16 protein-coding genes are annotated in these 19,341 nt (G+C 73.2%); 10 read left to right on the top strand and 6 right to left on the bottom strand.

From position 1 onward, the window contains the following. Positions 1-81 precede the first annotated feature (81 nt). Positions 82-1,605 (bottom strand): FAD-dependent oxidoreductase, encoded by a 1,524-nt coding sequence (locus AMK13_RS16485; protein WP_241852904.1) that lies wholly within the window; start codon positions 1,603-1,605, stop codon positions 82-84. Positions 1,606-2,013: 408 nt separating this feature from the next. Here AMK13_RS16485 and AMK13_RS16480 point away from each other — a divergent pair, with 408 nt between their 5' ends. Continuing rightward, entirely contained in the window at positions 2,014-2,760 is a 747-nt protein-coding gene (locus tag AMK13_RS16480; RefSeq protein ID WP_074002840.1) for a DUF2306 domain-containing protein, read from the top strand. Positions 2,761-2,785: 25 nt separating this feature from the next. On the opposite strand, the gene AMK13_RS16475 is transcribed toward AMK13_RS16480, so the two are convergent. Next, on the bottom strand, positions 2,786-3,130 hold the full coding sequence (locus AMK13_RS16475) for a YciI family protein (RefSeq protein ID WP_234348258.1): 345 nt from the start codon (positions 3,128-3,130) through the stop codon (positions 2,786-2,788). Between the two features lie 157 nt (positions 3,131-3,287). On the opposite strand from AMK13_RS16475, the gene AMK13_RS16470 reads away from it, so the two are divergent. Then, positions 3,288-4,874, top strand: a complete 1,587-nt coding sequence (locus AMK13_RS16470; protein WP_074002839.1) for an MFS transporter — start codon at positions 3,288-3,290, stop codon at positions 4,872-4,874. A 116-nt stretch (positions 4,875-4,990) separates the two neighbouring features. After that, entirely contained in the window at positions 4,991-5,680 is a 690-nt protein-coding gene (locus tag AMK13_RS16465; protein WP_049650269.1) for a DUF899 domain-containing protein, read from the top strand. Positions 5,681-5,745: 65 nt separating this feature from the next. Here the strand turns inward: AMK13_RS16465 and AMK13_RS16460 are convergent, their stop codons facing one another. Beyond that, positions 5,746-6,378 (bottom strand): streptomycin biosynthesis protein StrG, encoded by a 633-nt coding sequence (locus AMK13_RS16460; RefSeq protein WP_241852903.1) that lies wholly within the window; start codon positions 6,376-6,378, stop codon positions 5,746-5,748. A 156-nt stretch (positions 6,379-6,534) separates the two neighbouring features. Further along, positions 6,535-7,215: a TetR/AcrR family transcriptional regulator gene (locus AMK13_RS45910; protein WP_049650271.1), complete on the bottom strand. Its 681-nt coding sequence runs from the start codon at positions 7,213-7,215 to the stop codon at positions 6,535-6,537. A gap of 152 nt (positions 7,216-7,367) precedes the next feature. Between AMK13_RS45910 and AMK13_RS16450 the strand changes: the two genes are divergently transcribed. From AMK13_RS16450 to AMK13_RS16440, 3 genes are all read left to right on the top strand, one after another. After that, entirely contained in the window at positions 7,368-8,858 is a 1,491-nt protein-coding gene (locus AMK13_RS16450; RefSeq protein ID WP_241852902.1) for an MFS transporter, read from the top strand. A gap of 182 nt (positions 8,859-9,040) precedes the next feature. After that, positions 9,041-9,844 carry a TIGR03084 family metal-binding protein gene (locus AMK13_RS16445; protein ID WP_074002837.1) on the top strand — a complete coding sequence of 268 codons (804 nt, stop codon included), beginning with the start codon at positions 9,041-9,043 and terminating at the stop codon, positions 9,842-9,844. 153 nt (positions 9,845-9,997) lie between these two features. Continuing rightward, positions 9,998-11,389 (top strand): FAD-dependent oxidoreductase, encoded by a 1,392-nt coding sequence (locus AMK13_RS16440; protein ID WP_074002836.1) that lies wholly within the window; start codon positions 9,998-10,000, stop codon positions 11,387-11,389. Positions 11,390-11,515: 126 nt separating this feature from the next. Here the strand turns inward: AMK13_RS16440 and AMK13_RS16435 are convergent, their stop codons facing one another. Both AMK13_RS16435 and AMK13_RS16430 read right to left on the bottom strand, forming a co-directional pair. Continuing rightward, on the bottom strand, positions 11,516-12,673 hold the full coding sequence (locus AMK13_RS16435; protein ID WP_049650274.1) for an epoxide hydrolase family protein: 1,158 nt from the start codon (positions 12,671-12,673) through the stop codon (positions 11,516-11,518). A gap of 257 nt (positions 12,674-12,930) precedes the next feature. After that, positions 12,931-13,344, bottom strand: coding sequence for an SgcJ/EcaC family oxidoreductase (locus AMK13_RS16430; protein ID WP_074002835.1), 414 nt, complete (start codon positions 13,342-13,344; stop codon positions 12,931-12,933). Between the two features lie 279 nt (positions 13,345-13,623). Here AMK13_RS16430 and AMK13_RS16425 point away from each other — a divergent pair, with 279 nt between their 5' ends. The 4 genes from AMK13_RS16425 to AMK13_RS16410 all read left to right on the top strand — a co-directional run bounded on the left by AMK13_RS16425 (position 13,624) and on the right by AMK13_RS16410 (position 19,247). Then, positions 13,624-14,856 (top strand): cytochrome P450 family protein, encoded by a 1,233-nt coding sequence (locus AMK13_RS16425; protein ID WP_074002834.1) that lies wholly within the window; start codon positions 13,624-13,626, stop codon positions 14,854-14,856. Between the two features lie 20 nt (positions 14,857-14,876). Beyond that, positions 14,877-15,896 (top strand): alcohol dehydrogenase catalytic domain-containing protein, encoded by a 1,020-nt coding sequence (locus tag AMK13_RS16420; RefSeq protein ID WP_074002833.1) that lies wholly within the window; start codon positions 14,877-14,879, stop codon positions 15,894-15,896. Between the two features lie 412 nt (positions 15,897-16,308). Next, positions 16,309-18,237, top strand: coding sequence for a CRTAC1 family protein (locus AMK13_RS16415; RefSeq protein WP_198959370.1), 1,929 nt, complete (start codon positions 16,309-16,311; stop codon positions 18,235-18,237). Further along, on the top strand, positions 18,234-19,247 hold the full coding sequence (locus tag AMK13_RS16410; protein ID WP_074002832.1) for an enediyne biosynthesis protein: 1,014 nt from the start codon (positions 18,234-18,236) through the stop codon (positions 19,245-19,247). Before AMK13_RS16415 ends, AMK13_RS16410 begins: the two co-directional genes overlap by 4 nt. Positions 19,248-19,341 lie beyond the last annotated feature (94 nt).

Here is a 19,341-nt window from a genome sequence, read left to right as displayed (position 1 = left end):
GGCTGTCACGGGAATCGGCGCGGAGGTCACCCCGGGGGGCCGGCCCCGGCCGGGCGGCGCGAACCGCCCGGCCGGAACGCGCTAGGACGGGAGTTCCACCGACATCGCGTGGCGGAAGACGTTCCCGGGGTCGTACCGCTTCTTGACCGCCTGCAGCCGGGCGTAGTTGTCCCGGTAGTACAGCGTCGTCCAGGAGACCCCGGAGTCGTTCAGCTTCGGGTCCAGCAGGTCGACGTCGGGGTAGTTGATGTAGCTCCCGGAGTTCCGCTCGTCCGGGAGCGGGACGCCGCCGGTGGCGGCGTAGACGTCGCGGTAGAAGGAGCGGACCCAGTCGAGGTGCTCGGCGCCCGAGCCCCCCTCCCAGTTCCCGGTGGAGTAGACGGCCTTCACGATCGCGTCCCGCTGGGCCGTGGCGGTGGCGTCGGCGGGCAGCGCGTTGACCTGGCCGCCGAACCCGGAGAGGCCGAGGTTCGCGGCCGGGTTGTGGTAGTCGGTGCTGCTCAGGTACCTCCAGATGACCGCTATCTGCTCGTCCGTGTACCCCTTGCGGAGGTCCCCGGCCTTGTGCTTGTAGTTCCCGGACGGCTCGTAGGGCCAGTTCTGCGGGGACATCCAGGGGATGACCTGGTCGGTGTCGATCACGGGCGTGGCGCCGACCCCGGCGGTGAGGAAGTCGACATGGGTGTTCAGTCGCTCCGACGCGCCCGGGAGCGCGTCGTCGATGACGGAGATCAGGCCGAGCATGCCCCCCGAGCGGTGGAAGAGCTGGAGGACCCCCCAGATGTCGCAGGCCGGCGTGCCGGGCTCGCTGTTCCGCTCGTACCAGGTGCCGTAGTTGCGGATCAGTGTGCCGAACGACGCCTCGTCCATGCCGTCCCAGGAGTACATCACCGTCCGCCGGCGCGCGTTGCCGGGGGCCTTCGGCAGCAGGTCCGCCGGCCGGTCGGAGCGCACGCCCCGGCTGCGCAGCCAGAACCGGGTGACGACGCCGAAGCTGCCGCCCCCGCCGCCGGCGTGCGCCCACCACAGGTCCCGGTTCGGGTCGCCCTCCTCGCGGGTGGCGACGACGGTGCGGGCCCTGCCCTTCTCGTCGACGACCACCACCTCCACCGCGTACAGGTGGTCCGCCACCAGGCCGTCCCGGCGGGAGAGGTGGCCGTAGCCGCCGCCCGTCAGGTGCCCGCCGATCGCGACGTCCATACAGGCCCCGGCCGGCAGGGTGACGCCCCACTCCTTGAAGAGGGTGCGGTAGACGTGCCCGAGCGTGGCGCCCGGACCGATCGCGAAGGCCCGGCGCTCCGGGTCGTGGCGGACCTCGTCCAGCAGCGACAGGTCGATCAGCGTCTCGACCTCCGGAGCGAAGGTGAAGCCCTCGAAGCAGTGGCCGCCGCTGCGCACCCCGATCCGCTTCCCGGCCCGCACCGCCTCCTCGACGACGGCGACGACCTGCTTGGTGCCGTGCACCACGCGCACCGAGTCGGGGCGGCCGACGAACCGTTGGTTGTGGCCGATGGTCAGGCTGCTGTACCGGGTGTCCTCGGGGCGGACGACCGTCCCGTCGGCCCGGGCCGGGGCGAGACCTCCGGGATCCGTCACATCACTCACGTACTACCTCCGGAAACAGTGGGCGGAGTTGTCTCCCCGGCGGCTCTCGGCGAAGCCTCCGCACGTGGGCGCGGACCGGCGCGGTGACCGGGGCGGCCACGCGGCGGCACGTCGAGGCCCGGGGGTTCGTTCGACGAACTCCGTCAGCGTACAGGTGAGTTGACGAACCATGAGATCGACCTGATCGGACCCCGGACGCTGCGGACCCGACCGGTCCCCGACACCGTCCAGCACAGCCGTCCCTCCTCGCCCGTCGCCCCGATCGGCTCCAGACGCATCGTCGTCCGTCGCAGCGGCCCCTGTCTTCTCGTGGATTGCGCAGGAGGGACAGCAAGCCGGGAGGTGCCGTCCGGCCGCTCGGTTTGTGAAGCTGGCGGCCATTCGTCACCCGGGCGGGGAAGGACACCCATGGCTCAGCAGACCGACAGCACCGCCACCGCCGCGCTCCCCGAGTCCGGCCGGCGCCGCGACTCCGGCGGGCGGGACGAGTCCGGCGGAGGGGGCGCGGACGGCGGGCGGGGCGCGGGGCGGGCCTCCGCCCGCCGGTGGGCCGCGCTGCTCGCCCTGCTCGTCGGGCTCTTCCTCGTCGACGAGCTCCCGCCCTACCTGCGCTTCGATCCGGCGAAGGCGCGCATCAACCTGGACCCCCAGGTCCCGTGGCACTACGCGGTCCTGGTGGCGCACATCGCCTTCGGGTCGATCGCGCTGGTCACCGTCGTGCTCCAGCTGTGGCCCGGGCTGCGGCGGACCCGCCCGCGGGTGCACCGGCTCAGCGGCCGGCTCTACGTGTACGCCGGCGCCCTGCCCTGTGCCGTCACCGCGCTGGTGATCATGCCGCTGATGCCCGAGTGGCGCGGCGACATCGGGATCGCGCTCCAGGCGCTGCTGTGGATCGCGACCACGGTGGCCGGGACGGTGGCGGCCCGCCGGCACCGCTGGGCCGAGCACCGCCGGTGGATGCTGCGGAGCTTCGCGCTCGCCGCCGGCGTGCTGTGGGGCCGCGCCATGGTCGACGTCATGGTCCACACGGGAGCGCCCGTCCCGCTCGACTACCTGTTCGAGGTCGCGCGCTGGCTCGGCTGGATGGTCAACCTCGTCCTCGTGCAGCTCTGGCTGGACCGGAAGCCGCGGCGACGGCTCCCGGTGTCCGCCTGAGGGAAGGGCCGCCGGGCCCCTCCGGTCACGCCTCCGGCCCCACCATGGGCCTGATCTCCACCCGGGCCAGCCGGGCGTCGGGAATGCGGGCGGCGATCTCCGCCGCCCGCTCCATGCCGTCGCAGTCGACGATGTCGTAGCCCGCCAGGTGCTCCTTGACCTCGGCGAACGGACCGTCCACGACCTGCACCGCGCCGTTGCGGACCCGCACCGCCCGGCTCCGCTCCGGGGGAGCCAGCACCGAGCCGCCGACCCACTCCCCGGACGCCTCCAGTTCGCCGATCAGCGCCGCGTGCTCGGGGCCGAGCGAGGCCCGCTCCGCCTCCGTGAGCGCCTCCCACACCACCGGGTCGCTGTAGATCAGCAGCATGTACTTCACGCACGTCCTCCGCGGCCTGTTCCGGAACTTCGTGGACGACGATAGCGAAGCGGATGTCGGATCGCAGGCCGCGGCTCCGACCCCGGGGTGACGGACGCCCTCCGGGGGCGGTCCCGTCCCGTACAACCCGACTCTGGAGGACGTACCCATGACCTCGCCGACGACCGCGGCCTCCCCGCCGCGAGCGGGGCGCCGCGAGTGGACGGGCCTGGCGGTTCTCGCCCTGCCCACACTCCTGCTCGCGCTGGATCTCAGCGTGACCTACCTGGCGCTGCCCAGCCTGACCGACGACCTCGGGGCCGGCGCCACCGAGCAGCTGTGGATCACCGACGTGTACGGCTTCCTGACGGCCGGCTTCCTGGTCACCATGGGCACGCTGGGTGACCGCGTCGGCCGCCGCAAGCTGCTGCTGTACGGCGCGGTGGCCTTCGGGATCGCCTCGGCGGTGGCCGCCTGGTCGACCAGCCCGGGCATGCTGATCGCGGCGCGCGCCGCGATGGGCGTCGCCGGGGCCACCCTGATGCCCTCCACGCTCGCGCTGATCAGCAACATGTTCCAGGACCCGCGGCAGCGCGGCATGGCCTTCGCGGTGTGGATGAGCTGCTTCATGGGCGGCGCGGCCGCCGGGCCGGTCATCGGCGGCGCGCTGCTCAGCCACTTCTGGTGGGGCTCGGTCTTCCTGCTGGCCATCCCGGTGATGGTGCTGCTGCTGGCCGTCGGCCCGGTGTTCCTGCCCGAGTACCGCTCCCCGCAGGTCCGCGGCGCGGACCCGCTGAGCGTCGCCCTGTCCCTGCTGGCGATGCTTCCCCTGGTCTACGGCATCAAGGACATGGCCCGGGACGGGGTCCAGCCGCTGGGCGCGGCCGCGGCCGTCGCCGGCCTGGCCTTCGGGGCCGTGTTCGTGGCGCGGCAGCGCCGGCTCGCCGACCCGCTCCTCGACGTCCGGCTCTTCAAGCGGCTCGCGTTCACCGCGGCGCTGGTGATCCTGATGCTCGGCGTGGCCACCCAGGGCGGGGTGATGTTCCTGATCAGCCGGTACCTGCAGTCGGTCGAGGGGTTCACCCCGCTGCACGCGGGCCTGTGGCTCGTCCCGTCCTCGCTGGCGATGGTGGTCGGGAGCATGCTGGCGCCGCTCGCCGCACGCCGGTTCACCCCCCGGGTGGTGATCGCCGCCGGCATGGGCCTCGCCGCGGTCGGCTTCGCGCTGCTCGCGGTCCTGGACACCTCGGACGGGCTGTCCCAGCTGGTGGGCGGCATCATCCTGGTCTTCCTCGGGATCGGGTTCGTGGGCGCGCTCGGCCAGGACCTCGTGGTGGGTTCCGTGCCCCCCGCGAACGCCGGGGCGGCGGCGGCGCTCTCGCAGACCAGCGGCGACTTCGGCATCTCGCTGGGGGTGGCCGCGCTGGGAAGCATAGGAGCCGCCGTCTACGGTGCCCGGATGGACGGCTTCAGCCCGTCCGGGGCCCCGGCCGGCGCGCTCCCCGACGTCCGGCAGAGCGTCGAGGCCGCCGCGCAGGAGGCCGGGCGGCTGTCCGGGGACGCGGGCGCGCGCCTGCTCGAGCACGCGCGCGACGCGTTCACCTCGGGCCTGAACGCCGCCGCCGTGGTCAGTGCCGTCCTGGTCGCCGCCCTCGGTGTGCTGGCGCTCGGCGCGCTCGGGTCGCGCTCCGCGGCCGGGGCGGTGTCCCCGGCGGCGGAGGAGTCGCCCGCACCGACGGCCACGGCCGTGGAATGACCCGCCGCAGCAGAGCGCCGCGGAACACCGCGGCCCGGAACACCGCCGTACGTAACACGGCAGTACGGAACACCGCAGTACGGAACACCGCACCGCACGAGAGGAAGAACGGCACCATGGACACGGAACCGCAGTCGGAGCTCCCCCGGGTCGTCGGGCGGGAGGAGTGGCTCGCCGCCCGCCGGGAGTTCCTGGTCAGGGAGAAGGAGTTCACGCACGCCCGGGAGGCGCTGAGCGCCGAGCGCAGGCGGCTCCCGATGGTCCGGGTCGAGGAGGACTACGTCTTCGAGGGCCCCGACGGCAAGGCGTCCCTGGCCGACCTCTTCGAGGGGCGCCGGCAACTGATCGTCCATCACGTGATGTTCGACCCGGAGTGGGAGGAGGGCTGCCCCAGCTGCCGGTTCCAGATCCGGGAGATCGGGTACCTGCCGCACCTGCACGAGCGGGACACCACGCTGGTGCTGGTCTCCCGCGCGCCGCAGGAGAAGATCCGCCGGTACAAGGAGCGGATGGGCTGGGACATCCCGTACTACTCGTCATACGGGAGCCGCTTCAACTACGACTTCCACGCCACGCTGGACGAGTCCGTGACCCCGCTCCTGATCAACTTCCGGACCAGGGAGGAGCACGAGGCCGCCGTCGGCCCCTGGGACATCTGGGGCCACGAACTCCCCGCGGTCAGCGTCTTCCTGCGGGACGGCGAGGAGGTCTACCACACCTACTCGACCTTCTCGCGCGGGCTGGACATCCTCCTCGCCGTCCACAACTACCTGGACCTGACGCCGTTGGGCCGCCAGTTGGGATGACCGCGCCGGTGCGCCGCCGGCCCCGCGTCACGGACGCGGGGCCGGCGGCGCCGGAGCGGAACCGGTCAGAAGACGTCGAAGTAGTCCCCGATCCACAGCCCCCGGCCGGCGTCCACCGTCCGCAGGTCCGAGGCGCGGTAGTCGGCGAGCCGGATGCAGCGGAAGTCGAAGCTCACCCGGGTCGAGTCGGTGTCGTTCACCTTGTTCCCGTGGTTCCAGCCGACCGCGTCGAAGACCAGCAGCTGCCCCACGTCGAGTTCGGTCGCCGCGTAGTCCTCCGACCCCTGCTCCCGCTCGACCCACACGGAGTTGGTCCCCCAGGCCCGGGTCAGCGGCAGCCAGAAGTTCACCTCGCCGTCGGCGTGGTGGTAGTCGCCGTCCTTGTGGAACTCGCCGACCGCGACATTTCCCGGGAAATGGATCCGGAAGGTGGGAACGCGCTGGAAGCAGAACTCGTCGGTGCCGAGCACGTCCGGCACGAAGGATTTCACGAAGCCGCGGTACAGGTCCCGGAGCCTGGGCTCGAACTCCCGGTAGAAGGCGGCGTGGAACTCCGTGGACTGGTCGGTCCGCCAGGTGAGCAGCTCCATCGGGGCGTCCGGCCGCAACGCGCTCAGGTCCTCGGTCCGGTAGATCGACCGCACCGCCGCGGCGAAGTCGAACACGGCCGGATCGTACTCGTAGGTCTTCGGCTGCATGCTCTCCCACACTCCCCGAATTCTCCTGGCGGATGGCGGACAATGCCTCCTGTTCGAGAAGCTAGCGCAGCGGCCCTTCTCCACCAAGACGTTCCGAACGGCAAGAGCACGACGGGAGAAAGCGGTCCGGAAGGAGTTCGGGTGCCCGGCGCCGGACTATTCCGGCCCCGCCGCGTCCACCACCGGCACCACCTCCTCCCGCAGCCGCCGGGCCGAGGCCGCCACCGATCCGGCGGCGGCCTCCCGGGTGTCGCCGACACCGACCATCAGCCCCACCAGCTGCGCCTCCAGCAGGCGGTCGGCGTCGCAGGGCTCGATCAGGTAGCCGCCGAGCTCCAGGACGACCAGGCCGTGCACCGCCGACCACATCTGGTGCGCCACCAGTTCCGGGTCCGCCGGGCGGAACCGGCCCGCCCCGACGCACCGGGCCGCGCACTCGGTCACACCGGCCAGCGTGTAGCGGCCGTACTGGCGGTCCTCCTCGTCGAGCGAGAACCCGGCCAGCGAGGAACCGCCGAACATCACCGCGTACAGGTGGGGGTTGGCCAGCGCGTTGCACCGGTAGGCACGGCCCAGCAGCGCGAGGTCGCACACCGGGTCGTCACTGGGCCGCACCTGGGTGAAGTGCTGCTGGAGCCGGGCGAACCCCTCGTGGACGATGGCCCGCGCCAGCCCGCGCATTCCGTTGAAGTGGGTGTACAGGGCCATCGTCGAGGTGCCGACCTCGCTCGCGATGCGGCGGGTGGACAGTGCCTGCGGCCCCTCCTCCGCCAGCAGCCGGGCGGCGATGGTCACCAGCCCCGGGCGGGCACGGGGATCCGAGCGACGCGGACTCATGTCCCCAGTCAACCAAAACGCCGTGGTGCCGGAACCGGTCGCGGGTCCACAACTCCCGATCCCAGCACACTGCGAGAAGCGGCCCTCAGGACGCCCGGCGTAGCTTCCCAGTCACCCGGCGCGACCGCCGCCCCCGACCGAAAGGCCGCCCCGTGTTCTCCAGACCCCTCGGCGCCGCGATGCTCCTGTACGCGGGCAGCGCGATCGTGCTGGTCTCCTCCGCACTGGCCTTCCACCACGCCTTCGCCATGGACCCCGCGATGCCGATGCCGATGCCGATGGAGATGGCGCACGCCCCGGCCGACGCCGGACGGAAGCTCAGCGGCATGCCGCTGGCGGAGATGCCGGAGATGTTCACCGCCTTCGCCGGACTGCTGCTCGTGGTGGCCGGCGCCGCCCTGCGCGGACGGCCGCGCTCGGCCCCGACCGAACTCCGTGCGGGCCGGCGCGGCCGGCTGCTGATCGCCGTCATCGGTACGGCCGCCCTGACCGTCGACATCAGCAAGACCTCCACGCTGGGCTTCGTCATCCCCGGCATGCGGGCCGACTACGGCCTCGACCCCCGGACGGCCTCCCTGCTGGCGGTCTGCGGACTGACCGGGACGGCGGCCGGGGCACTGCTGTTCGGCGTGCTCACCGACCGGATCGGGCGCCGCAGCTCCTACCTGATCGCCACCCTCGGCTTCACCGCCACGAGCATGTGCGGCTCGATGCCCTCCTTCCGTGGGAACCTGCTGATGTGCGGGCTGATGGGTCTGGCGGTCGGCGGCCTCGCCCCGCTGCTGATCACCCTGCTCACCGAGGCGGTCGGCGGGCGGGTCCGCGGCTCGGTGGTGGTGGCGCTCTCCGTCGTCGCCACCGCCGTCGGCTACCTGATCGCCGCCGGCTCGGCCCTGTGGCTGGAGCCGGTGTTCGGCTGGCGGATCCTCTGGCTGATCGGCGCCCCCACCGGCGCCGTGCTGGCCGTGCTGACGCCCTTCGTTCCCGACTACGTGGCGCTCTCCGCCCCGGCGGCGCGGAGCGCAGCGGTCCCGCGGCGGGACTCACGGTCCGCGCGGGCCCTCACCCACGGCCTGCAGCGGGCGTTCGCCACCCTGATCGGCCTGCTCACCTTCGGCCTCACCACCTGGGTGCCGAGCCTGGCCCGGATCGGCGGTGTGCCGGTGCGCACCGCGAACCTGATGCTGACCGTGGCGGCGGTGGTGATGGTCCCGTGCGCCCTGCTGCTGATGCTGGGCTACCGCCGGTTCGGCCCGACCAGCATGGCGGCGGGCCTGGCCACCGTCACCGCCGTGCTGCTGCTGGCGCTCACCGCCAGCGGCGCGGTGGCGCAGGTGGGCTGGATCTGCGCGGGCGCGCTGGTGGCGGCGCTGTTCTCGGTGAACTCGATGGCCGCGATCTTCCTGCCGATCGCGGCCGACCTGGCCGATCCGGAACGGCGCGGCCGGACCACCGGCTGGGTCTCCTTCTTCAACCGGCTGGGCGGCCTGTGCGGGCCGCTGCTGCTGGCGGGCCTGGTGTCCTCGGCCTCCGACGTCCTGCTGGCGGTCTCCGTGCTGGCGCTGCTGTGCGGCGCGGCCGCCTGGTACATCAGCCGCCGGAGCCGGCTCGCGGCCCCGGCGCTCGGCGCGGCGTCCGAGTGACGGGGCGCGGGTGACAGGGGCGCGGGTGACGGGGGCGAGGGTGCGGCCGGTGGCAGAGCACGGGCGGAGAAGCCCGCCGATCTCCGGGAGCAGATACTGGATTCGCCCAACTCGCCATGGTTCGAGGCGGATTGGGAGTGCGCCGGGCATCCGGCCGGTTCCGCTCAACGGAAGGAAGAGGCATGGTCGACCGACAGGACGTGATCTCCGCGCTGGTGCTGGACGGCGAGGCCGTCGACGCGCTGGTGGCGAACCTGCCCGAAGCCGACTGGGCACGCCCCACGCCGGCCCCCGGCTGGACCGTCGCCCATCAGGTCGCCCACCTCACGGCCACCTTCAGGCTGGCCGGACTCGCGGCGGGCGACCCCGAGGCCTTCCGGGCGGTCGCCGCCGGCATCGGGCAGGACATGGACGGCGCGGTGCAGCAGGCCCTCAAGCCCTACCTGGCGAAGGCGCCGAAGCTCCTGCTGGAGAGCTGGCAGACCGAGCGCCGGGCCGCCGAGGAGGCCCTGGCGGCCGTTCCGGCGGACCGGCCGCTGCCGTGGCTGGTCCGCCCGCTGACGGCCCCCGTGCTCGCCGCCGCCGGCATGATGGAACTGTTCGGCCACGGCCAGGACATCGCCGACGCGCTCGGGGAGCGCCGCGAGCACACCGACCGGATCCGCTACCTGGTCGAGTTCGCCGTCCGCACCTGGGACTTCGGCTACCAGGCCCGCGGGCTCACGCCGCCGGAGACAACGTTCCGTTTCGAGATCACCGCTCCGTCGGGCGCCCGGTGGGAGTTCGGCCCCGCCGACGCGGAGCAGCGCGTCAGCGGACCCGCCGTCGACTTCTGCCTGCTGGTGACCAGGCGCCGGCACCGCGACGACCTCGCCCTGACGGCCCGTGGCGAGGACGCCGAGGCCTGGCTCGACCTCGCCCAGGCCTACCGCGGCCCGGCCGGTCCGGGCCGCACGCCCGGCCAGTTCCGGTCGACCGGGCACTGACCGGGCACTGACCGCAAGCGCCACCGGGTCCGCGGCACCGGGCGGGGGTGCCGCGGACCCGCGCGCACGCGCGCTCCGGGCGAAGGCCGACAGCGCGGCGGCGCACCAGCACGGGGACCGCCACCCGTCCCACACCCGACAGAAGGGACCGTCATGGGCACCCGTACCGACGAATGCGCCGTGGTTCTCGGCGGAAGCATCGCAGGCCTGCTGGCAGCGAGGGTGCTCGCCGAGTCCTATCCCCGGGTCGTCGTCGTCGAACGCGACCGGATCCTCGGCGTCCGCGGGCCGCGGCGCGGCGTCCCGCACGGCAACCACGCCCACGGGCTGGTCGCCCGCGGCCACCAGATCATGGAGTCGCTGTTCCCCGGCCTCACCGACGAACTGGTCGCCGCCGGGGTGCGGCCCGGCGACTTCAGCGCCGACATCCGCTGGTACTTCAACGGGCTGCGGCTGCGGCCGGCGCACACCGGCCTGCCGTCCGTACCCGCCACCCGGCCGGTGCTCGAACACCACCTGCGCGAGCGGGTACGGGCGCTGCCGGAGGTGACGTTCCTGGAGGAACACGACGTCATCGCCCCGGTGACCGACACCACCAGGCGCCGGGTCACCGGGGTCCGGGTGCAGCGGCGCGCCCCCGGGAGCACGGAGCGCACGCTCTCCGCGCACCTGGTCGTCGACACCACCGGCCGCGGCTCGCGCACCCCGCGCTGGCTGGCCGACCTCGGGTACGAGGCGCCCCCCGAGGAGCGGATCGAGATCGACCTGGCGTACACCACCCGCCACTACCGCCTCAAGGGGGATCCGTTCGGCAGCGACATCGCCATCATCCCCGCCGCCACGCCCTCGCACCCGCGCGGGGCCTTCTTCTACCGGGTGCCCGGCGAGGACAACCGGGTGGAGCTGTCGGTGACCGGGATCGTGGGCGACCACCCGCCCGTCGACCCCGAGGGGTTCCACGCCTTCGTCCGCTCGCTGCCCGTCCCCGAGATCCACGAGGCGATCCGCGACGCCGAACCGCTCGACGAGCCCCTGCGGTTCCGCTTCCCGGCCAGTGTCCGCAGGGACTACCACCGGCTGGAGCGCTTCCCCGCCGGGCTGGTCGTCCTGGGCGACGCGGTGTGCAGCTTCAACCCGGCCTACGCCCAGGGCATGACCTCCGCCGCGCTGCAGGCCCTGGTGCTGCGGCGGCACACCGCGGGGCGGCGGCTGCCGAACCCCCGGGCCTACTTCCGCGACGTCGCGCGGGAGATCCGGGCCCCCTGGTCCTTCGCCGCGGTGACCGACCTGGGCTACCCGGGCGTCGCGGGCCGCCGCACCCCGCAGACCCATCTGGTCAACCGCTACGCCGCGCTGGCCCAGCGGGCGGCGGTCCACGATCCCCGGATCACCGAGGCACTGGTGCGGATCGCCGGACTGGTGGCCACCCCGCAGTCGCTGATGCGCCCGCGCACCCTGCTGCGGGTGCTGCGCGCCGCCCGCCGACCCGTCCCGCCTCCGGCCGGCGCCCACGCGGGCGCTCCGGAGCTCTCCGGCCGGAACTGAGCCGTCGGCGGCCGATCGGAACGGGCCGCCCGCCGGAACAGCCGCGCCCGCCGGTACGGCCGCCCGCCGGAACGGCCGCGCCCGGCACCGGACCCCCGGTGCCGGGCGACTCCGTGGACGGTCCGCTCAGCGGACCCGACGCGCGAACTCCCGGACGTCGTCGACGAACAGCCCGGGCTGCTCCAGGGCGGCGAAGTGCCCGCCGCGGTCGAACTCGGACCAGTGGGCGAGGGTCGGGAGGATCCGTTCCGCCCAGCGCCGGATCGGCCGGACCGCGTCCTCGGGGAACACCGCCACCCCGACCGGTGCGGACAGCGGCCAGGGGCCGGCCCAGGTGCGGAGGAAGTCGGCGTCCAGCCGGTTGGACTCGTAGTAGAGCTGGGCGCTGGAGCCGGCGGAGGCGGTGAACCAGTAGATCGCCACGTCGGTCAGCAGCCGGTCCCGGTCGACGACGTCCTCGGGAACCGTCCCGGCCGCCGTCCACTCCATGAACTTCTCGACGATCCAGGCGAGTTGGCCCACCGGCGAATCGGTCAGGCCGTACGCGAGGGTCTGCGGCCGGGTGGACTGGATCTTCCGCCAGCCGGCCCCGTCCTGCTCGAAGTACCCGGCGAACTCCAGCCGGGCCCGGTCCGCCGGGTCCAGCCGCGCGAACTCGGCCGGGTCCTGCGGCGGGAAGGTGGCGAGCATGTTGAGGTGGACGCCGGCCACGTGCTCCGGGTCGGCCAGGCCCAGCTGCAGCGAGACCGGCATGCCCCAGTCGCCGCCCTGGACGAGGTACCGGTCGTAGCCGAGCCGGCGCATCAGCTCGGCCCAGGCCCGGGCGACCCGGGCGGTGTCCCAGCCGGCCTCCCGGGGGTGGCCGGAGAAGCCGTAGCCGGGCAGCGAGGGTATGACCAGGTGGAACGCGTCGGCGGGATCGCCGCCGTGGGCCCGCGGATCGGTCAGCGGGCCGATCACGTCCAGGAACTCCGCCACCGAGCCGGGCCAGCCGTGGGTGACGACCAGCGGCAGGGCGTCCGGCTCGGGCGAGCGGACGTGCAGGAAGTGGACGTCCACGCCGTCGACTTCGGTCAGGAACTGCGGGAAGGAGTTGAGGTGCGCCTCGGCCTTGCGCCAGTCGAAGCCGGTGCGCCAGTACTCGGCCAGTTCCTTCAGGTAGCCGAGCGGCACGCCGCGCCGCCAGCCGGCGCCGGGGACTTCGCCGGGCCAGCGGGTGGCCGCGAGCCGGCGGTCCAGGTCGTCGAGGGCTTCTTGCGGGATGTCGATACGGAAGGGACGCATCCGAGTCCTCTCAGCGGGACCGTGCGCCGACCCGGGCCGGCGCCGGAGGGGTGGCGGCCGGCGTACCGGCCGGTCCGTGCGGGGGTGCCGCAGCCGTACGGCACCGTCCTGCACGGCACTGTACCGGCCGCGCGGCGCCCCGGAGCGTCGATCGGCCGGGCCGCCGGGGGAGGGCCGGCGGTCGGTGCGGAGCCGGGGCCGCCGCGCGCTCTCCGGCGGGGAGAGCGGGCGACGGCCCCTCGGCTCCGACTCCGGGCTCAGGCGGCGACGGGGGTGTTCTGGTACGAGGCGATCCGCCAGTCGGCGCCCTGCCTGGCCAGCACCCAGGTCGCCCGGATCGCCCGCTCGGGCGTCACCTCGGTGTCCCCGGGGGCCAGTACGCCGCCCTTGGTGACCAGGACGGCCACGTCGTCGGCCAGCGGGCGGACCGACTGCGGCTCACCGGTGACCTGGGTGCCCTTGAACGGGCCGGCGAACGCCTGCGCCATGAAGGCGCGGATCTGCTCGCGGCCGGTCAGGTAGACGTCCCCGGGCAGGATCAGCGTCGCGTCGTCGGTGAAGACCGCGGCGAAGCCGTCGGCGTCGTGCCGTGCCCAGGCCGCGATGATGAGTTCCGGGACGGCGCGCAGCGCGGCGACGTCGGCGGCGGTGGGCGGGGGAGTGGCGGACATGGCTCTCTCCTTATCCGGCGGTTCCCGGCCGCGATCACCACGGCCCGGTGACGGCCAGCGTCACACCGGGCCGTCGGCCGCCGCATCTTCCCGATTGCGCTGGGCGGCCGCCCCGCCGCCCGGCGGGGGGACGCCGCAAGCCGGGAGATGCGGGCGCCCCGCGCGGGTGCCAGCCTCGACAGGGCCGGTCAACGGCCCTGGCCCCGCTGCCGCGTGGCCCCGCGACCCGGCGACTCCGTGACTCCGCCCGCGCCCCGCTCCGACCGCCTGGAGGCTTCCGTGTCACTCCCCGCCCCCGTCGTCATCGACCGAGCCGGACGTGACATCCACGCGGAGGGCGCCCGGATCCGGGCGAACGGCCCGGTCGCCCGGATCGAACTGCCCGGTGGCGTACCGGCCTGGTCGATCACCGGCCAGGACGTCGCCCGGCTGGCCCTGGCCGACCACCGCCTGTCCAAGGACCCGCGCCGGCACTGGGCGGCGTTCGCCGAGGGCCGGATCGGCGCGGACTTCCCGCTCATCGGCTGGGTGCTGATGGACAACCTCACCACCCGCTACGGCGCCGACCACACCCGGCTGCGGCGGCTGACCGCCGGCGCCTTCACCCCGCGCCGGGTCGAGGCGATGCGGGCCGAGGTGGAGAAGGCCGTCGAGGAGCTGCTGGACGACCTCGGCCGCCTCGCGCCCGGCGAGGTGGTCGACCTCAAGGCCCGCTTCGCCCATCCGATGCCGGCCCGGGTGATCTGCGACCTGTTCGGCGTGCCGGCCGGGGACCGTGAGCGGATGCTGCGCGGCGGCGAGGTGAACGTCGACACCACCATCACGCCGGAGGAGTCCGCGGCCAACGTCGAGCGGTGGCACCGGGAGATGCTGGAGTTCGTCGAGGGCAAGCGCCGCGACCCCGGGGACGATCTGACCAGCGACCTGGTCCGGGCCCAGGCAGAGGACGGATCCCGGCTGAGCGACTCCGAACTGGTCGGCACCCTGCACCTGCTGCTCGCCACCGGGACCGAGCCGGTGATGAACCTGCTCGCCAACACCGTCCGGGCCGTGCTCACCCACCCCGACCAGCGGGCGCTGCTCCGGTCCGGCGCGGTGGGCTGGGCGGAGGTGATCGAGGAGAGCCTGCGCGCCGAGGCGCCGGTCGCGCACCTGCCGTTCCGCTTCGCGGTGGAGGACATCGAGCTCGGCGGGGTCACCATCGCCAAGGGGGAGCCCGTCCTGATCAACTTCGCGGCGGCGGGCCGCGACCGCGCCGTCCACGGGGAGGACGCCGACGCCTTCGACGCCACCCGGGCGAACAAGGAGCACCTCTCCTTCGGCCACGGCGTCTACCGCTGCATCGGCATGCCGCTGGCCCGGATGGAGGCCGAGACCGCCCTCGCCGCGCTGTTCCGGCGCTTCCCCGACCTCGAACTCGCCGTACCCGCTGAGGAGTTGGCACCGCAGGCCACCTTCATCATGAACGGTGTCCAGACCCTCCCGGTCCGGCTCGGGCCGCGGAGCAGTTGACAGGAAAGGTGGTTCGGCCGATGTGGGCAGCCGTCGTACCCGAGGCCAAGGCGCGCTGGGAGCTTCGCGAGATCCCCACCCCGAGGCCCGGTCCCGGCCAGGTGCTGATCCGGGTCCACGCCTGCGGGGTCTGCCACAACGACCTGCTGGTCAGTCAGGGCGTGTTCCCCTTCCCGGCGTTCGCTCCGGTGGTGGTCGGACACGAGGCCGCCGGCGAGGTCGTCGAGGTCGGCGCCGGGGTGACCGGCCGCCGGGTCGGCGACCGGGTCGGCGCCACCTGGGTGCAGGCGACCTGCGGCCGGTGCGCGTACTGCCGGCTCAACCTCCCGCTCTCCGGGCAGTCCGGGATGAACTGCCCGGAGGCCGTGATGAGCGGCCTCACCGTGCAAGGAGGACACGCGGAGTACGTCGCGGTGGCGGCCGCGAGCACCGTGCTGCTACCGGACGCCGTCCCGTACGAGACCGCCGCCCCCGTGCTGTGCGCGGGCTACACCGCGTGGAGCGCGCTGCGCGCCGCCGATCCCGGACCGGGTGAACGGGTCGCGGTGCTCGGGATCGGCGGACTCGGCCACCTCGCCGTGCAGTTCGCCCGGGCCGGCGGCTTCGAGACCGTGGCCGTCACCAGCTCGCCGGACAAGCACCGGCTGGCCCGGACCCTGGGCGCGGACCACGTGGTCGCCGACGGTGACGGGCTGCGGGCGATCGGCGGCGCCGACGTCGTCCTGGTGACCGGCACCTCCTACCGGGCCGCCGCCGGGGCCCTCCAGGGGCTGCGGCCGAACGGCCGGATGGTGCTGGCCACCATCGACCCGGTCGAGCCCTTCGCCATCCCGCCGACCAGCCCGTTCTGGGCGCAGCGCCAGCAGGTGATCGGCGCCACCCACAACGGCCTCGACCGGCTCACCGAGGCCCTCGACCTGGTCGCGTCCGGGGCGGTCACGCCGCTGGTCGAGACCTTCCCCAAGGAGCGGGTCGCCGAGGCGCTGGACCGGGTCGAGCGGGGTGAGGCGCGCTTCCGCGCGGTCGTCACGTACGCCTGACCGGTGAACCGGTGAACCGGCGGACGGGAGAAGCCATTCCCCCCCGGAGGTCATCCCTTGAGTTCTGGAAGCGCCCTTCCGCGGCACGTGCGCGGGAGGGCGCTTCGTCGTGCGGTCGCGGGCCGGCCGATGTTCCCGGCGGCGGCCGCAATTCCTCCCGCTGAGCAACGGGGAAGTAGCGATTCCGAGTGCTTTGCGTACATCCTCGTACAGTAGACCCGCGCGTGACGTGCCTATCGCCGGCGCATTTCGGGTCGTGAATTCCGTCATCCCGAACCGTCCTGCCAGCAGGGGGTTTTGGCCGCGTCCTGCACTCGGCGCGGGCACGGGGTCGTATTCGATCCGTCGAGAGGGGAACCCGGTGGCGTACCGTGAACGAATCCGCAGACTGATTCCAGGCCTGGTGGTGATAATGGTGGCCACCTCGCTGTTCTTCGCCGTACGGACCTCGGTCGCGGCGGCCGGGGCGGAGGAGGTCGCGAAGCAGTACGGCTTCAAGGAACTGCCCATCGCGATGCCGCCCGGCTACGAGCAGCGGCCGATGCGGACGGTCCGGACCGTCAACCCGGCCTACCAGAAGATCCGTTCGTGGATCTCCTCGGTCGGGGCCAGCATCGCGATCAACGACCTGACCGGGCACGGCGTGGCCGACGGCATGTGCATCGTCGACACCAGGACCGACAGCGTGATCGTGACGTACACCCCGACCGCCCGGCCGGCCGACCGCTTCACGCCCTTCGTGCTGGACGGCAGGCCGCTGCCGATGGACGACACCATGGCGCCCACCGGCTGCACGCCCGGCGACTTCAACGGCGACGGCCGGATGGACCTGCTGGTGACGTACTGGGGCCGCACGCCGATCCTGTTCATGGCCAGGTCGGACGCCACGACCCCCGCCGCGGCCTCCTACGTGCCGCGCGAGCTGGTGCCCTCGGAGTCGCTGGACGGGAAGTACCACGGCCCGCGCTGGAACACCGACGCGGACTACGTCGGCGACATCGACGGCAGCGGGCGCCCGTCGATCGTGATCGGCAACTACTTCCCCGACTCCGACGTGCTCGACCCGAACGGGCTGAACAACGTCGTGATGAACGACTCGCTGTCCAGCGCCAAGAACGCCGGCGGCGACCACGTGCTGCGCTGGCAGCAGAGCACCGCGGGGACGGAGCCCACCGCGTCGTACGTGGAGGAGAAGGGCGCGATCCCCTACGACGCGTCGACCGGGTGGACGCTGGCCATCTCGGGCGCCGACCTGACCGGTGACGGACTGCCCGAGCTGTACATCGCCAACGACTTCGGACACGGGCACCTGCTCTACAACCGGTCCACGCCCGGGCACATCGAGTTCAGCGAGGCCAAGGGCGAGCGCACGCCGACCACGCCCAAGTCCTTCGTCCTCGGGAACGGCTCGTTCAAGGGCATGGGCGTCGACTTCGGCGACATCGGCCGCAACGGCGACTTCGACATGATGGTCAGCAACATCACCGTCGCCTGGGGCCTGGAGGAGAGCAACTTCCTCTGGATCAACAAGGCCAAGGACGAGGCCGACATGCGCCGCAAGCTCGCCGCCGGCATCGCCCCGTTCACCCAGGAGGCCCAGGAGCACGGCATGGCCTGGACCGGGTGGGGCTGGGACACCAAGATGGGCGACTTCCTCAACAGCGGCGACCTCGCGGTGCTCCAGGCCACCGGCTTCGTCAAGGGGAAGATCGACCGCTGGCCGTGGCTCCAGGAGATGGCCATGACCAACGACGACCTGCTGTCCAACCCCGCGATGTGGCCCAACGTCCAGCCCGGCGACGACATCGCCGGGGACGAGGCGATCGCCTTCTACGCCAAGACCCCCGACGGCCCGTACGTGAACATCAGCTCCCGGCTGGGCATCGCCGTGCCGACGCCGACCCGCGGCCTCGCCACCGGCGACACCACGGGCACCGGCCGGCTGGACTTCGCGGTGGCCCGCCAGTGGGGGCCGCCCGCCTTCTACGCCAACACCGCGCCGGCGCTGGGCAGTCAGCTGAACCTGCGGCTCTACCGGCCGACCGGTGAGGGCGCCGCGGGCCAGGGCCTGGTGAACACCGGGGCGCCCGCGTACGACGCCACCGTGCGGGTCACCACCCCGACCGGCACCCAGATCTCCCGGCTCGACGGCGGGGGCGGCCACGGCGGCTTCCGCAGCTTCGACGTGCGCTTCGGCCTCGGCGCCCACCAGGGGCCGGTCACCGTCGACCTGAGGTGGCGGGACGCCGCCGGGGGACTGCACGAGAAGAGCGAGCAGCTCAGCCCCGGCACGCACACGCTCGTGCTGACCGACCAGGTCCAGGAGGTCCCGAACCGATGAGCGCGAGCGTGCAACCCCGAGCCGGCGGCGCCCCGGCGGCCGCACCGGCCGCCCCCGCGAAGCCGAAGGACCCCCGGTACCTCGCCCTGCGGAACTTCGCCCTCTCGATCAGCGTGTTCAACATCTTCGGCTACACCCTGCTCGGCTTCGAGCAGCCCTGGCTGTGGCCGTTCGTCGCGGTGTTCACCGCCTACGCCTGCGAGATCGCCTTCGAGCTGATCAGCGCCTGGGCCCAGCGCCGCGCCCCCCGCTTCCGCGGGAACGGGTTCCGCGGCGTGTACGAGTTCCTGCTGCCGGCCCACATCACGGCGCTCGCGGTCAACATGCTGACCTACGGCAACAACCAGCTGCTGCCGATCGTCTTCGGCGTGGTCATCGGCGTCGGCGGCAAGCACGCCCTGCAGGCACCGATCGCCGGCCGGATGCGGCACTTCATGAACCCGTCCAACTTCGGGATCACGATGTCGCTGGTGTGCTTCGGCTCGTGGTTCAGCATCGCGCCGCCCTACGAGTTCACGGAGAACGCGAACACCTTCTTCCGGGTGATGATCCCGCTGATCATCGCCACGGCGGGAACCGTGATCAACGCGCTGCTCACCAAGCGGACCCCACTGATCGTCGGCTGGCTCGGCGCGTTCGCCATCCAGGCGTTCCTCCGGCACTGGATCTGGGACGTCGCGCTGTTCTCCGCGCTCGGCCCGATGACGGGTGTCGCCTTCGTGCTGTTCACCAACTACATGATCAGCGACCCGGGCACGACGCCGGTGAAGGGCCGGGCCCAGTTCGTGTTCGGCAGCTCGGTCGCCTTCGTGTACGCGATCCTGATGGTGTTCAACGTCGTCTACACCCTGTTCTTCGCCACCACGCTGGTCTGCGCCCTGCGCGGGCTCGGGTGGTGGGTCGTGCACCTGCGCCAGCGCTCCCGGCGGGCGGACGCCGCCGCCGGGGCGTCCGGGGGCGGAACGGCCGTCCAGCCGCAGCAGAGCCAGGTCGGGGCGGCCGTGGCGTGAGGCCGCGGCCGGTCCGCCGCACCACGACCGCCGCGTGACACCGTGACCCCTCCGTGGCGCCGCCCGCTCGGGCGGCGCCACGGAGCCGTTCCGC

The organism is Streptomyces sp. CB02056 (assembly GCF_001905545.1).
GTDB lineage: Bacteria > Actinomycetota > Actinomycetes > Streptomycetales > Streptomycetaceae > Kitasatospora.
The sequence above is the reverse complement of the archived record's forward strand: the minus strand, read 5'-3'. Positions and strand labels throughout refer to the sequence as shown.